At 71.5% G+C, this 13,718-nt stretch carries 12 protein-coding genes and 1 pseudogene; 3 read left to right on the forward strand and 10 right to left on the reverse strand.

All coding sequences use genetic code 11. The features are described from left to right. Nucleotides 1–21 precede the first annotated feature (21 nt). Both ACTMVF_RS12165 and ACTMVF_RS12170 read right to left on the reverse strand, forming a co-directional pair. Nucleotides 22–879: pseudogene (locus tag ACTMVF_RS12165) on the reverse strand (DUF692 domain-containing protein); the annotation flags it as partial. A gap of 213 nt (nucleotides 880–1,092) precedes the next feature. Continuing rightward, nucleotides 1,093–1,809, reverse strand: coding sequence for a peptidyl-tRNA hydrolase (locus tag ACTMVF_RS12170; protein ID WP_441270985.1), 717 nt, complete (start codon nucleotides 1,807–1,809; stop codon nucleotides 1,093–1,095). A gap of 55 nt (nucleotides 1,810–1,864) precedes the next feature. On the opposite strand from ACTMVF_RS12170, the gene ACTMVF_RS12175 reads away from it, so the two are divergent. Next, nucleotides 1,865–2,743 carry an ABC transporter ATP-binding protein gene (locus tag ACTMVF_RS12175; protein ID WP_441270986.1) on the forward strand — a complete coding sequence of 293 codons (879 nt, stop codon included), beginning with the start codon at nucleotides 1,865–1,867 and terminating at the stop codon, nucleotides 2,741–2,743. Nucleotides 2,744–2,748: 5 nt separating this feature from the next. Continuing rightward, nucleotides 2,749–3,420 carry an ABC transporter gene (locus ACTMVF_RS12180; protein ID WP_441270987.1) on the forward strand — a complete coding sequence of 224 codons (672 nt, stop codon included), beginning with the start codon at nucleotides 2,749–2,751 and terminating at the stop codon, nucleotides 3,418–3,420. 24 nt (nucleotides 3,421–3,444) lie between these two features. Here the strand turns inward: ACTMVF_RS12180 and ACTMVF_RS12185 are convergent, their stop codons facing one another. From ACTMVF_RS12185 to zapE, 8 genes are all read right to left on the reverse strand, one after another. Next, entirely contained in the window at nucleotides 3,445–3,636 is a 192-nt protein-coding gene (locus ACTMVF_RS12185) for a hypothetical protein (protein WP_301996062.1), read from the reverse strand. A gap of 18 nt (nucleotides 3,637–3,654) precedes the next feature. Further along, on the reverse strand, nucleotides 3,655–4,509 hold the full coding sequence (locus ACTMVF_RS12190; protein ID WP_441270988.1) for a polysaccharide deacetylase family protein: 855 nt from the start codon (nucleotides 4,507–4,509) through the stop codon (nucleotides 3,655–3,657). An 86-nt stretch (nucleotides 4,510–4,595) separates the two neighbouring features. Then, a complete protein-coding gene (locus ACTMVF_RS12195) occupies nucleotides 4,596–6,104 on the reverse strand; it encodes a serine/threonine-protein kinase (RefSeq protein WP_441270989.1) in 1,509 nt (502 codons plus the stop codon). Nucleotides 6,105–6,168: 64 nt separating this feature from the next. Continuing rightward, a complete protein-coding gene (locus tag ACTMVF_RS12200) occupies nucleotides 6,169–7,557 on the reverse strand; it encodes a PhoX family protein (RefSeq protein WP_441270990.1) in 1,389 nt (462 codons plus the stop codon). A 90-nt stretch (nucleotides 7,558–7,647) separates the two neighbouring features. Beyond that, a complete protein-coding gene (locus ACTMVF_RS12205; protein ID WP_441270991.1) occupies nucleotides 7,648–8,631 on the reverse strand; it encodes an SPFH domain-containing protein in 984 nt (327 codons plus the stop codon). Between the two features lie 121 nt (nucleotides 8,632–8,752). Continuing rightward, complete coding sequence (locus tag ACTMVF_RS12210; protein ID WP_441271346.1) at nucleotides 8,753–10,210, reverse strand: SulP family inorganic anion transporter; 1,458 nt, start codon at nucleotides 10,208–10,210, stop codon at nucleotides 8,753–8,755. Nucleotides 10,211–10,215: 5 nt separating this feature from the next. Beyond that, nucleotides 10,216–10,794: a carbonic anhydrase gene (locus ACTMVF_RS12215; RefSeq protein ID WP_441270992.1), complete on the reverse strand. Its 579-nt coding sequence runs from the start codon at nucleotides 10,792–10,794 to the stop codon at nucleotides 10,216–10,218. Nucleotides 10,795–11,472: 678 nt separating this feature from the next. Then, nucleotides 11,473–12,582 carry a cell division protein ZapE gene (gene zapE / locus ACTMVF_RS12220; protein ID WP_441270993.1) on the reverse strand — a complete coding sequence of 370 codons (1,110 nt, stop codon included), beginning with the start codon at nucleotides 12,580–12,582 and terminating at the stop codon, nucleotides 11,473–11,475. A 37-nt stretch (nucleotides 12,583–12,619) separates the two neighbouring features. On the opposite strand from zapE, the gene ACTMVF_RS12225 reads away from it, so the two are divergent. Next, nucleotides 12,620–13,579, forward strand: coding sequence for a pyrimidine reductase family protein (locus ACTMVF_RS12225; RefSeq protein WP_441270994.1), 960 nt, complete (start codon nucleotides 12,620–12,622; stop codon nucleotides 13,577–13,579). The last annotated feature ends 139 nt before the right edge of the window (nucleotides 13,580–13,718 follow it).

Raw genomic sequence — 13,718 nt, forward strand, 5'->3', positions numbered from 1 at the left:
CCCGCTCTCGGCGCCCACCCCCGCAGACACCCCCCTCTCAGCGTCCCCCTTCTCCATAGCCCCCCGAATCGCCCCCAACTCCCGCTCCAGCTCGGCCGGTTCGGGGAAGTTCTCGTCGCGTTCCAGCAGGACCCCCGGTGGGGATACGCGGGAGGCGAGGTCGGTCAGGATGTCGAGGACCGGCTGGGGGACCGGGTGGGCGTGGCTGTCGTGCCAGACGCCGTCGCGTTCGAAGCCGCCGGCGACATGGACGTACGCGATGGCTTCCAGTGGCAACTCGGCGAGCGCCTTGGCCGGATCCTCGCCCCGGTTGACGTGGTTGGTGTGCAGGTTGGCCACGTCGATGAGGAGCCGTACCCCGGTGCGGTCGGCGAGCTCGTACAGGAACTGCCCCTCGGTCATCTCCTCGCCCGGCCACGAGATCAGCGCGGCGATGTTCTCCACGGCGAGCGGCACGGGCAGGGCGTCCTGTGCGATACGGACGTTCTCGCACAGTACGTCGAGGGCGTCCCGGGTGCGGGGGACCGGCAGGAGATGCCCCGCCTCCAGGCGCGGGGACGCCGTCAGCGGACCGCCCGCCCGTACGAACGCGATGTGCTCGGTGACCAGCGGCGATCCCAGCGCCTCCACCCGCTCGGCGAGCGCGGCGAGCCGCTCGGCGTCGGGTCGGTCCGCGCCGCCGAGGCCCAGTGAGACGCCGTGCGGGATCACGGTCACCCCGCGCTTCCGCAGCCGTACCAGGGACTCCGGGAGGTGTCCGGGGCAGACGTTCTCGGCGACCGTCTCGACCCAGTCGATGCCCGGCATGCGCTCCACGGCGTCCGCGATCTCCGGACGCCATCCGATTCCCGTGCCCAGTCGCTTGCCCAGTCGCTCCATCGTCCCCTCCTCGGCCGCTTCCGTACCCCGCTGTCCTGTCTCCTCGGACGTGCCGGACGTGCCGGGGGTATGGCCCCGCAGGTCCCGCCCGAACCCCGCGGGCGGCACCTTCAGAGCAACATTTGAGGTTGGGACTCACGCCCCGCGCCCCGCGTACGGTCACTACGAGGTCGTACGCGCGGGCCGCCGGGGATGTTCAAACAAGCCGGAGGCCTACCGCAGCGCCGGATGATCGGCGACGACCGTGCACGACCCGGGCGCGATCTCCGTGAACCCCGCGTCACGCACCAACGGCAGCCCACTGGCCGTCAGTCCGGCCCAGCGCTCCGTCCGCGCGGGCCGTACGGCGAGCGGGAACCCCGCGTCGCGCCAGGCGTCCCGCTCCTCGTCCGACAGCTCCCACCAGGCGAGCTGCGCCGCGTGCCCCGCCTGCGCCATCGCCTTGCCGGCCGACATGTCGAGGTCGGGGTTCAGCCAGAGCACGGGCGCCGACGGGTCGGCGTCCACGGGCGGCTCCGGATCGTCGAGGTCGGTCCCGGACACCTGGAGCTTCGCCAGCTCCTTGGGCCACCCGTCCAACGGCACGGGCGGGAACACCCGCACCTCGGCCGACTTGCCGGTGACCGTGATGCCCGGCAGCCCTTCCGCGCGCCGCCACTCGGCGCCGCGAGCCCGCCGCACCACCTTGCGGATACGGGCGTCCTGCCAGTCCCGCATGGCCTCGGCCCACTCGCCTTCGCCGAGGGACCGCTCGTCGCTCAGCATGACCAGCACCGCGCGGGCGGCGGTCTCCAGGGCGTCCGTGCGCGGCGGGGGAGCGGCCCGCTCGATGCGGACGACGAGGGGCAGGACGAACTGAGGTGCCTCGTCGCGCGTCGAGGGCTCGGTGCGAAAGGGGCTGTCGCCGGGAACGGATGGATCACTGGTCACGTCCTCCAGTCTGCCAGGCGGAAGATCCGTTCTGCGGCGCGAGAGGATGGGCCCCATGCAACGCGATCTTCGTCTGGACAACGTAGGCCGCCGCTACGGCATACGCGGCCCATGGGTCTTACGCGGCGTCCATCTCACGGTGCCCCCCGGCACGCTCATCCGCATCGACGGACCCAACGGCACCGGCAAGTCCACCCTCCTGCGCCTCCTGGCCCGTATGGACGCCCCCTCCGAAGGCCGTGTCACCGGACGCCCGCGCACCGCATACGTCCCCGAACGCTTCCCCACAGCCCTCCCCTTCACCGCCCTCGGCTACCTGACCCACCTCGGCACGGTCCACGGCCTGTCCCGGCCGGCGGCCACCCGTGCCGCCCTGGAGTGGCTCGACCGCTTCGGCGCCGCCGCGTACGCCCGTACGCCGATGGCCCAGCTGTCGAAGGGCAGCAGCCAGAAGGTCGCCGTCGTACAGGCCCTCCTCGCCGAACCGGAGCTGCTCGTCCTGGACGAGGCGTGGACGGGCCTGGACGCCGACGCCCGCGCGGAGCTGGAGCGCGCCGTCGCCGAACGCACGGCGGGCGGCACCGCCGTGGTCTTCGTGGACCACGACCCGCGCCGCCTGGCGGGGGTGCCCGACGCGACCTACACCGTGCGGGACGCGGGCCTGGAGCGCCGTACGGAACAGGTGCCGTCGGAGGGAACCGGCCCGCACGTGATCGTCGTCGTCCAGGGCCCGCGCGGCGGACAACTCCCCACCGACGTGCCCCGCGTCGTCACATCGGTCGAGGAACCCACGCCCGGCACCCACCGCCTCACCGTCCCCGCGTCCCACTCGGACGTCCTCCTGCGCACCCTGCTCACCGCCCGGCCGCCATGGCATGTGGTGAGCGTGAGCCAGGAGAGACCCGCCCACCCCGAGACCGAGAGCCGCCGATGACGTCGATGAACGCCCTCCTCCGCTACCAGGCCGCCCTGCTGGCCCGCTCGCAGCGCTGGCTGCCGCCGTTCATCCTGTACGCCGTGTTCCTCGGCGTCGGTGTGCAGAGCGGGCAGCCCGTGCTCGACTCGCTCGGCTACGCGGCCGCGGCCCTGCTGCCCGTCGCCGCCTGGCTGGTGCGGATCTGCGTCACCAACGAGCCGCCGGCCGCCCGCAGTTGTGTCTCCGCGGCCGTCGGCCCGGGGCGGGCGCACCTCGCCGCGCTGCTGGTGGCGCTGGCCGCGGCGGCGGCCCTCGGTACGGTGGCGACCGTCGTCATCACCCTGATCAGCAACCCGGTCAGCTCCGACCTCCAGACCCGTGTGCCACGGCTGCCCGCCGGCACCGCCGGGCTGCTCGCCGCGCTGGCCTGCGCCCTCCTCGGCACCGCCGTCGGCGCCCTCACCAGTTGGCCCCTGCTGCGCTCGACCGGCCGCGCGGTGCCCACGATGCTGCTCGCGGCCCTGCTGTCGGTGGTGGTGACCGGCTCCCCGGCCCAGGCGGCGGTCAGTGGCCTGGTCACCGGCTCCCGCTCGGGCACGGTCCCGCTGCCCCTGCTGCCGTTGGCCGCGGCGGCCCTGCTCACGGCGGCGGCGACCGCCGTGGCTTGCGCGCTCACCTCCCGCAGATCACCCTGAACGGCAGGTCATCTGCACAACAGGTCATCCCGAACAGGCCGTGCGCTGCGCCTCCTGCCACTCGCACACCGGGCAGAGCGTGATCCCCTTGTACGACTCCGGGTACTCCGTCGGCTCCCGGCACAGCACGCACTCCGCGTAGGGCGGCCCGTCCGCCTTGGGCGGCCTGGTCGCGTCGATCAGGCAGTAGTCGGTCGTGGGCTGGTCCTTGCTCATACGTCCAGCGTACGAGCATCAGCCCCGCCCGCCGGCAGCCCCGATCAGCTCGGACACCTTCACGAACCGGAACCCCTTCCCGCGCAGCTCCGGCACCACGCTGCGGACCACCCGCTCGGTCGTCGGAGCGGCACTGAGCGTGCAGTGCAGGACGACCACGGAGCCGGGCCGCACCCCGTCCAGCACCTCCTGGGCGACCGCGCGGGCGTCCGTCGCGAACGCGTCCCCGCTCACCACGTCCCACTGCACGGCGGTGACACCGACCGGGATCAGCGCCTTCAGAGCACGCCGGTCGTAACAGCCGCCGGGAAACCGGAAGTACGGCATCGGGTCACGGATCCCCACCCTCCGGAACGCGGCGTACGCCCGCTCCACGTCCGCGCGCATCCGCTCCTCGTCGACCCTCGGCAGCCCGTAGCAGTCGTCGGTGAAGGCGTGGTGGCTGTACGAGTGGTTGGCGACTTCGAAGAGCGGGTCCCGCCCGATGGCCCGGGCCTGCCCCGGATACTCCTCGGCCCACCGGCCCGTCATGAACACGGTCGCAGGCACCTTCAGTTCCCGCAGGGCCGCGACAAGCCCCGGATTGTCGAACCGCTCCCCGCTCGCCGCCCGCGGCCCCTGATCGGAGGTCATGTCCGCATCGAAGGTGAGCGCGACGGTCTTGTCCCGGGTGCGGGGGCCGTGCTCGAAGACGGGGGTCAGGCCGGCGGGACCCGGCGCGAGGGTCGGAGGCTTGGCGGCGGGGGAGGAGGCGGCGGTGGCGCTGGGTGCCGGGAGGGGAGCGCGGGTTGCCTCGGGGGCACAGGAGGCGAGCGCGCTGAGCGCCGCGCTCAGGGCGCAGAGGGCGGTGACGCGCCGTACAAGAGTGATCACCGCATGACGATATGAGGATCAAATAGCCATATCGGTACGTCGACAGGTGTGCCGGGACGGTGTCACCCGCCCGGCGGGGCCGGTCTTCAGTCGGTGCGTGTGCAGGTTCCCGTCGGTGCGGTGGCCGGAGGGCGGCACTGGAGGGTGGAGTCGGTCGGGTCTGTGCTCAGGTAGCGGCCGAGGCAGGTGTTCACCGCGGTTCGGCCGTGCTCGGCGCAGAAGGTCAGGGCGGCGCGGCCGTCGGTGAAGGGGCCGGGGGCGTAGATCACCCAGTAGCCGGGGCGCAGGGAGGCGTAGTCGTCGCTGCGCAGGACGGCCGCATCCGGCACGGATAGGCGGACGGTGGCGAGTCGCCGGTCGCGGGCGGCGGTGCCCGAGGCGATGGGTTCGGAGTGGAGTTGGGCGATCCAGCGGCCCTCCGACGCCCCGATGGGGGTGCCGGTGGGAGCGGGGGGCGTCGAGCTGGGAGTCGGTGAGGGGGACCGCTGCTGGGGTGCAGGGCCGGCGGTGGATCTCGTGACCGCCGGGGTCGTGGTGCCACCGGCCTTGTCGTCGGCCTTGGCGCCGCCGTCGGTGCCGTCGGGGCGCAGCGCGAAGACAAGAGCCGTCGCCGCGGCGATCACCAGTGCCGCGCTCGCCGCCACCACGATCGGGGTACGGCGTCGCGGGCCCCCTGACCGCTGCGGTGCCGTCGGGCGTGGGGTGTCCAGCTGGGTGGGGATCGGTGGCGGGGCCGGCGTCGGGTGGTGCGGTGCGCCGGCGGTCAGGGTCGGCCCATCCCAGTGCGGTGTCGCCCCCGCCTCCACCTGCGCCAGCATCGCGTCCAGCCGGGCGGCGTCCGGGCGGGCCGCCGGGTCGCGCACCAGCAGGGCGTCGAGCACCGGCGTCAGCGGGCCCGAGCGGGTCGGTGCCGGGAGCGGGGCGTCGAGTACGGCGGCCAGGGTGGCGAGGGTGGTGGGGCGGCGCAGCGGGCTGACGCCCTCCACGCACACGTACAGGACCACGCCCAGTGACCAGAGGTCGGCAGCGGGGTCGCCGTCGTGGCCCCGGATCCGCTCCGGCGCCATGTACTCGGGCGAACCGACGAGCTCGCCGGTCGCGGTGAGCGATGTCGTGCCCTGCAGGGCGGCGATGCCGAAGTCGGTGAGAACGGCGTCCCCGTCGGGGCGCAGGAGGATGTTGGCGGGTTTGACGTCCCGGTGCTGGATGCCCGCCGCGTGCGCGGCCCGCAGCGCGGCGAGCACCTGACGGCCGAGGCGGGCCGCCTCCAGCGGGGTCAACGGGCCGTCGCCCAGGCGCCGTTGGAGCGAGACGCCCGGCACGAGTTCCATCACGATCCACGGATGCGGGTCGGCGTCGATGATCTGATGGACCGTCACCACATATGGATGGCTGAGCCGGGCCAGCGCCCGCGCCTCCCGCAGCACCCTCTCGCGCACCACGCCGACCGTGTCCGGGTCGGACCGGACCGCCTTGAGCGCGACCTCGCGGTGCAGCACCGTGTCACGAGCCCGCCACACGGTGCCCATACCCCCGCTGCCGAGCCGCTCCACCAGCTCGAACCGGCCATCGACGACATCCCCCGGAACGTTCATGCCGCACAGGCTAGAGGACGTCCCGCAGAGGGGAGCCCTCCCCTCCGGGGGCGTGACGGGGCGGTTACCCGCGCCAGGGCCCCGTCACCGCGAACGTCGTACCCGGCGTGTAGCAGTTGACGTACATCGTCCCGCCGTCGGGCGAGAAGGTCACGCCGGCGAACTCGCCCCACTCCGGCTCTTCGGGAGTCCCGATGTTCTGGGCGTTGCGCGCCATCGCGTACACCTCCCCGCGTCGTGTCACGCCGTAGACGTGCTGGGCGCCGTTGCCGTCCTCGCACACCATGAGGCCGCCGCTGGGAGCGAGGCAGATGTTGTCCGGGGACTCGCCGGGAAGCTGCAGGTTCGTGTCGGGGCCGAAGACGATCACGAGGGTCAGGCGGCGCGCGGAGGGGTCGTAGCGCCAGATCTGGCCGTAGTGGTCCGCCGCCGAGCCCTCCGCTCTGCGGGCGAAGGAGGAGACGAAGTACACACTGCGGCCACCCCAGTAGCAGCCCTCCAGCTTCTGCGCGTGCGTGATGCCCTTCGGGCCGAAGTCCTGGAAGCGGATGGGAGTTCGGGCGGCCAGGGGGTCCGGTACGTCGACCCACTCGATGTTCTCGAAGCTCGCGCCCGTCTCCTGGATCGAGGAGAGGTCGGGTACGCCCGGCACGCGCATCGCCTGGAGGCGGCCGCCTGCGCGCAGGGTGCCCAGGCTGCCGTGCGGCTGGTGGGGCAGGAAGCGGTAGAAGAGGCCGAAGGGTTTCTCAAAGGCGTCCTCGGTCTCGTAGACGATGCCGCGCCGTGGGTCCACCGCGATCGCCTCGTGCTGGAAGCGGCCCATCGCGGTCAGCGGGACCGCGCCGGAGCGGTAAGGGTTCGCCGGGTCGACCTCGAAGATGAAGCCGTGGTCCTTGGTGTAGCCGTTGGTGCCCGCCCTGTCCTCGGTCTCCTCGCAGGTCAGCCAGGTGCCCCAAGGCGTGGGCCCACCCGCGCAGTTGACGGCCGTGCCGGCGATGGCGACCCGCTCGGACAGCACCCGGTTGCGGGAGTCCAGCGTCAGGGCCGTACAGCCGCCCTTGCCGGCGGGGTCGTAGGTGAGGCCCTCGACCGTCGGGACGGGAACCCTGCCGTCGGCGCGGTTCTCGTGGTTGCGGACCAGGTGGACGCGGCCGTGTCGGCCGGGCAGGGCCGTCATGCCGTCGTGGTTGGAGGGGACCGGGCCCTCGCCGGAGCGGAGCTTGTCGCCCTCGCGGGAGAGGACGCGGTAGGAGAAACCTTCCGGCAGATCGAGCAGGCCCTTGGGGTCGGGGACCAGCGGGCCGTATCCGGTGTGGCCGAGGTTCTGCGCGGCGGCGGTGCCCGCGAAGAGTTCGGTGAGGTTTCCGGCGAAGGCGATCGAGACGCCCAACGCGCCGGTACCGGCGAGGAGTTGACGGCGTGACGTACGGTCGGTGGTCGTGTTCTCGGACATGGGGAAACCTTCCTGCTGGCGGACAGGAACTGTGACCCCGCCGTGTCTATCACCTGGTGCGGGTCGCGGGAACCACGCGCGTAGCGTGTGTCACTTCTGAAGGGGCTGACCGGGGGTGCCCGGTGTGGGTTCCTCGATGGGCTCCGGGGCGGAGCCTTGCACGGGATCCGGAACGGACGCCTGGGCGAATTCCGGGATGGCTTGCGGAGCGGACTCCGGGATGGATTCCGGGGCGGGCTCCGCGATGGCTTCCTCGGCGGACTTTGCCACGGCGGCGTGCTCGGAGGCGTGCTCGACCGCGTGGTCCGGCGGTGGTTGCGCGCCCCGCTCCAGGAACCGCAGCAACTCCACCGGGATCGGCAGCACCAGCGTGGAGTTCTTCTCCGCCGCCACCGCCATCACCGTCTGCAGCAGCCGCAGTTGGAGGGCGGAGGGCGCGTCGGCCATCTGGTGCGCGGCCTCGGCCAGCTTCTTGGAGGCCTGGAGTTCGGCGTCGGCGTTGATGACCCGGGCCCGCCGCTCACGGTCGGCCTCGGCCTGCCGGGCCATGGAGCGCTTCATCGACTCCGGCAGGGACACGTCCTTGATCTCGACGCGATCGATCTGGACGCCCCAGCCGATCGCCGGACTGTCGATCATCAGCTCCAGTCCCTGGTTGAGCTTCTCGCGGTTGGACAGCAGATCGTCCAGATCGCTCTTGCCGATGATCGAGCGCAGCGACGTCTGCGCCATCTGGGAGACGGCGAAGCGGTAGTCCTCGACGTTGATGATCGCGGATGCCGCGTCCACGACCTTGAAGTACACGACCGCGTCGACCCGCACGGTCACGTTGTCACGGGTGATGCCCTCCTGGGCGGGCACGGGCATCGTCACGATCTGCATGTTGACCTTGTGGAGCCGGTCAACGGCGGGGACGATCAGCGTGAATCCCGGCTGGCGTACGGTGCCCCGCAGGCGTCCGAGCCGCAGGATCACCCCGCGTTCGTACTGCTTGACGACCCGCGCGGCTGCCGCGAGATACACGATTCCCGCCACGCCGACGCCCACAGCCGCGCCCAGCAGCTCCTCGACCATGACGACCTCCTCGCCGAGAGGCCTGTTCCGTGTGCTCCTGTAACGATATGCCCGGTGTCTGGTCCGGGGCCATGGACGGCCCCGGACCAGGGGTCATATCGCGCCAGGGGTCATACGCCGGTCAGGGCGAGGTGACCCGCACCGGTTCCGTGCCCACCGCGCTGTGTCGCTCGGCCCAGGACTCCAGGGCCGTACGGCAGGCGTGGTCGAGATGGTGCAGTCCGGACAGGTCCAGCTCCACCGGACGGTCCTGCGGCAGGGCCTCCAGGCTGTCGAGTATCTTCGGCAGCCTGAGGAAGGTCGCGTTGCCCGACAGGTACGCCTGGATCGGTCCGGCGCCCTTGTCTATGACCTCCATCTTCAGATGCGAGGCCTCCCAGGCGGTCTTGGCGACGGACAGGGCCAGACCGATCAGCACGCCCTCGAACATGTTGACCGCGACGATCGACACGGCGGTGACGACGAGGATCAGCGCCTCTCCCTTGTGGCCCCGCCACAGCGCCGCGACCTGGCGGAACGGGATCAGCTTCCAGCCGGCATGGACCAGGATGCCGGCCAGGGCGGGAATCGGGATGAGCGCCAGGGCGGACGGCAGCGCGGCGGCGAACAGCAGGAGCCACACGCCGTGCAGCACACGCGAGGCCTTGGTCTTCGCACCCGCCTGGACGTTCGCGGAGCTGCGCACGATCACCGCGGTCATCGGCAGCGCGCCGAGCAGACCGCACACCGTGTTGCCCGCGCCCTGGGCGATCATTTCCTTGTTGTACTCGGTGCGCGGACCGTCGTGCAGCCGGTCCACGGCCGCCGCGCTGAACAGCGACTCGGCCGACGCGATCAGCGCGAAGGCGACGATCGTGCCCCAGATGGCCGGGTTGGCCAGCTCACCGAAGGCCCCGGAGCCGGGCGGCTGGATGGCGCCGAGCAGACCCTTCACCTCGACCGTGGCGACCGGCAGGCTGAAGGCGAGGGTGGCGACCGTGGCCAGCATCACCGCCGCGAGGGCGCCGGGCACGGCCTGCGCCGCCTTGGGCAGCTTCTTCCACAGCACGATGACGGCGATGGTGCCCGCGCCGATCAGGAGCGAGGTCAGGGCCTCGGTGTCGCTGACGGCATCGACGAACGCCCCGGGCAGTCCCGCGATCTTGCCGATCCCGGTCTCGGGGGCCTTCAGGCCCGCCGCCGCGTAGATCTGGCCGGCGATGATCACCAGCCCGATGCCGCAGAGCATGCCCTCGACGACGGAGACGGATATGGCCCTGAACCAGCGGCCGATCTTGAGGAAGCCCATGGCGAGCTGGAGCAGTCCGGCCATCAGCACGATCACGCCGAGCGTGGCCACACCGAACTCGCTGACGGCCTCGAAGACCAGCACGGTCAGGCCGGCGGCGGGCCCGGACACCTGCAGGCTACTGCCGCGCATGAGCCCGGTGACGAGGCCGCCCACGATGCCGGTGACAAGGCCCAGTTCCGCGGGAACGCCGGAGGCGACCGCCACACCGACGCACAGCGGCACGGCGACGAGGAAGACGACGATGGATGCGGCGAAGTCCTGCCGCAGATGGGGGAACTTGGTCAGCATGGTCATCACAGCGCCTCGAACGCGTCGGTCTCGGCGTTGTGGGCGCGCACGGCGCCCTTGTGTACCTCGTAGTACCAGCCGTGCAGGGTCAGTTGACGCTCCTTCAGCTTCTTCTCGATGAACGGGTACGAGCGCAGCCGCAGCAGCTGCGTCAGCACATGGGACTGGACGCCCTCGGCGACCTCCGGGTCCTCGACGGCACCGGACGGGCGCGGGGTAGCGTGCGTGAGCCAGTCGCGCACGGCCGGTACGGCGTCCAGGTCGTCGCCGCGCACCAGCGCGCCGACGGCACCGCAGTGGGAGTGGCCGCAGACCACGATGTCGCTGACGCCGAGGACCTCCACGGCGTACTCGATGGTGGCCGCCTCGCTGGTGGGGTGCTCGGAGACGTACGGCGGGACGATGTTGCCCGCGGTGCGCAGCTCGAAGAGCTCGCCGGGGCGGGCGCCCGTGATGAGGGCGGGTACGACGCGGGAGTCGGAGCAGGTGATGAAGAGGACCTGCGGGGACTGCCCTTCGGCCAGCTTGGCGAACTCCTCAGGGCGCTGTCCGAACGTACGGGCGTTGTCGATGAGGGGCTGCATATGTGGTGACTCCTCCTGGCGCGCTGCACTAGCGCGTCGGTGTGGTTTACATGACAGAGGTGGGGGGACTGCTCTGCTTCTCAGCAGCGGAAGACCTGAAGTCCCGCCGGAGTGTGGGATGTCGAGGATCTCGACGTGCGCTGGTGCGCGGCGCCGGCTCTGGCCGGCTGGTGCGCGGACGCGGGGTCCCGGGTGAGCAACGGTCGGTCGGGCGCCTGGGACCCGGATTCGGCGAAGCGCAGATGGTCACGAGTGCGCAGCGGGCCGGTCGGGTCCCCATCACCCGACGGCAAGCAGTGGCGGGACGTGAGGGTTTCGTCGCGCAGCGCCTTCCCGGAGAGCTTGATTCCGGGCTGGGCTTTGGCCTTTGCTTGACTGACTGTGTGCGCGTGTGCGAAGGATGCCGCGGGTGCGAAGAACTGGAGGGCGAGCAGGATGGCGGCGAGGAGCGAAATCGCGGTCCGAGCCGTCGTACCTCGAAACATGAGCCCCCCTCTACTCTCTCCACACCTCTTGACCGCGCCAACACTTGGTCAACCGTTGGTCAAGAAACACATTAGCCCGGCAAAGTTGTTTGCAGGGTTAACTTAACGTTTCGAGCTGAAGAGAGCCTGAAATGCGAGGGTGGCATGGCTGAAACTCCCCCTTGACGTGGGGGAGTTGGCCGGTTAGAAGGCGTCAGGCGGTGACGAGGCCCTGCGCGTCGCGCGCCAGGGCGGTGAGGCGCGAGATGGCGCGGAAGTACTTCTTGCGGTAGCCGCCCTTGAGCATGTCCTCGCTGAACAGCTGGTCGAACGGCAGCCCGGAGGCCAGGACCGGGACCTCACGGTCGTAGAGCCGGTCCGCGAGCACGACGAGCCGCAGCGCGGTGGACTGGTCCGGGATCGGCTGGACGTCGGTGAGACACACGGCCTTCAGGCCATCGGTCAACGCGCCGTAACGGCTGGGGTGGACGCGGGCGAGGTGCTCCAGTAGATGCGGGAAGTCGTCGAGCGAGGCGCCCTCGGTGGCGTACGCCGCCTTCGTCACCTGCTCCTCGGAATACGGCGCCGGCGCCTCGGGCAGACCGCGGTGACGGTAGTCCTCGCCGTCGATGCGCAGCGCGCGGAAGTGGGCCGACAGACCCTGGATCTCCCGCAGGAAGTCGGCCGCCGCGAAGCGGCCCTCGCCGAGCTTGCCGGGAAGGGTGTTGGAGGTGGCGGCGAGGGCGACACCCGCGTCGACGAGCTTGCCGAGCAGGGTGGAGACGAGGACGGTGTCGCCGGGGTCGTCGAGCTCGAACTCGTCGATGCACAGCAGGCGGTGGCCGGAGAGGGTCTGGACCGTCTGCTGGAAGCCGAGGGCGCCGACGAGGTTCGTCAGCTCCACGAAGGTGCCGAAGGCCTTGAGGGACGGCTCGGCCGGGGTGGCGTGCCAGAGGGAGGCGAGCAGGTGGGTCTTGCCGACGCCGTAGCCGCCGTCGAGGTAGACGCCGCGTGGGCCTGCTGGGGCCTTGGGTGCCTTGGGCCTGCCGAACCCGAGGAAGCCGCGCCTGGCCTTGCCGGCGCCGCTGGCGTGCGCACCGCCGAGCCCGGCCGCGAAGTTCTCCAGGATGCCGACCGCCTCGGTCTGGCTGGGCTGGTTCGGGTCCGGTATGTACGTGCTGAACCGGACCGAGTCGAAGCGCGGCGGCGGCACCATCTCGGCGACCAGCCGGTCCGCGGGGACGTGCGGCTCACGGGCGCACAGGGACAGCGGGCTCGCTTCGGCTATCGGGCGCGGACCGGAGGCGGCGGAGGAGGACGACACGGTTCACCATGCTAGTCGCCGTGCCACACTCCTTGACATGCGACGCCTGTTCCCTGTGACCGATGAAACAGCAGCGAGGGCCTCCGGCGGTCCGGCCGGGGAGGAGGGGGCTGGTGCCGTCGGCGAGGCCGGTGATGAACGTGCGGGTGGTGAGGGGAGCGCGGGCGGGCGCCCTGCCGGCGGTGGTGCCCATGAGGTCGGTGGTGCGGAACGTGGCGCTCGGCGTGGGGGTGGTGCCGGGGGTGGCCTTCCCGGGGACTTGATCGAGCGCGAGTGGAGTCTCGCCGAGATCGCCGCCGCCTATGCCTATCCCGAGCCGGGGCCCGGCGAGGCACAGCCCTGGTTGCGGGCCAACATGGTGTCCACGTTGGACGGGGCAGCCCAGCACGACGGGCGCTCGCAGCCCATCTCCACCGCCACCGACATGCGGATCTTCGGCACGCTGCGGGCGCTGGCGGACGTCGTGATCGTCGGCGCCGAAACGGTACGTCTGGAGGGGTACCGTCCGGCACGCGCGCGTGCGGAGTTCGCGGCGGTGCGCGAGGCGGCCGGGCAAGGGCCCGCGCCGGCCATCGCGGTGGTGAGCGCGAGCCTCGACCTCGACTACGACCTGCCGCTCTTCACCTCGCCCCTGGTGCCGACCCTCGTCCTCACCGGTGCCGCCGCGGCCCCGGACCGGATCGCGGCCGCGGAGAAGGCCGGCGCCCAGGTGGTGATCGCCGGTGACGGCGTCGGCGTCGACCCCGTACGTGCCGTCCAGGCCCTCGCCGAGCTCGGCCACACCCGGCTGCTGACCGAGGGCGGCCCACGGCTGCTCGGGCAACTGGTGGCCGCCGGGGTGCTCGACGAGCTCTGTCTGACGATCTCCCCGATGCTCACCGCCGGTGACGCGCAGCGCATCGCCGGAGGGCCCTCGGTGGCGGTGCCCAAACGGTTCGAGCTGGTGTCGCTGCTGGAGGAGGAGGGTTTCCTGTTCAGCCGGTACCGGCGGACGTGAGGACGGTTTGAGTGGCTCGGAAAAGGGTTCTATCGGTGTCGTGGTCCTGAAAACGGCGGAATCTACCGTTCCGTTTAGCTTCCGCCGGGCACACTGAAAGTCGCAGTCCCCGTGCGAGCGCGGGGCAGGATGGTTTCCG

It is taken from the genome of Streptomyces sp. SD31 (assembly GCF_052068475.1).
In the GTDB taxonomy this organism is placed as follows: Bacteria; Actinomycetota; Actinomycetes; order Streptomycetales; family Streptomycetaceae; genus Streptomyces.

Bases quoted from the DNA above. Each gene is read 5' to 3' on its own strand.
- ACTMVF_RS12180 (WP_441270987.1), top strand. From the start codon at position 2,749: ATGAACGCCCTCCTCCGCTACCAGGCCGCCCTGCTGGCCCGCTCGCAG.
- ACTMVF_RS12210 (WP_441271346.1), bottom strand. From the start codon at position 10,210: ATGCTGACCAAGTTCCCCCATCTGCGGCAGGACTTCGCCGCATCCATC.
- ACTMVF_RS12205 (WP_441270991.1), bottom strand. From the start codon at position 8,631: ATGGTCGAGGAGCTGCTGGGCGCGGCTGTGGGCGTCGGCGTGGCGGGA.
- ACTMVF_RS12215 (WP_441270992.1), bottom strand. From the start codon at position 10,794: ATGCAGCCCCTCATCGACAACGCCCGTACGTTCGGACAGCGCCCTGAG.
- ACTMVF_RS12225 (WP_441270994.1), top strand. From the start codon at position 12,620: ATGCGACGCCTGTTCCCTGTGACCGATGAAACAGCAGCGAGGGCCTCC.
- ACTMVF_RS12175 (WP_441270986.1), top strand. From the start codon at position 1,865: ATGCAACGCGATCTTCGTCTGGACAACGTAGGCCGCCGCTACGGCATA.
- ACTMVF_RS12185 (WP_301996062.1), bottom strand. From the start codon at position 3,636: ATGAGCAAGGACCAGCCCACGACCGACTACTGCCTGATCGACGCGACC.
- ACTMVF_RS12195 (WP_441270989.1), bottom strand. From the start codon at position 6,104: ATGAACGTTCCGGGGGATGTCGTCGATGGCCGGTTCGAGCTGGTGGAG.
- ACTMVF_RS12200 (WP_441270990.1), bottom strand. From the start codon at position 7,557: ATGTCCGAGAACACGACCACCGACCGTACGTCACGCCGTCAACTCCTC.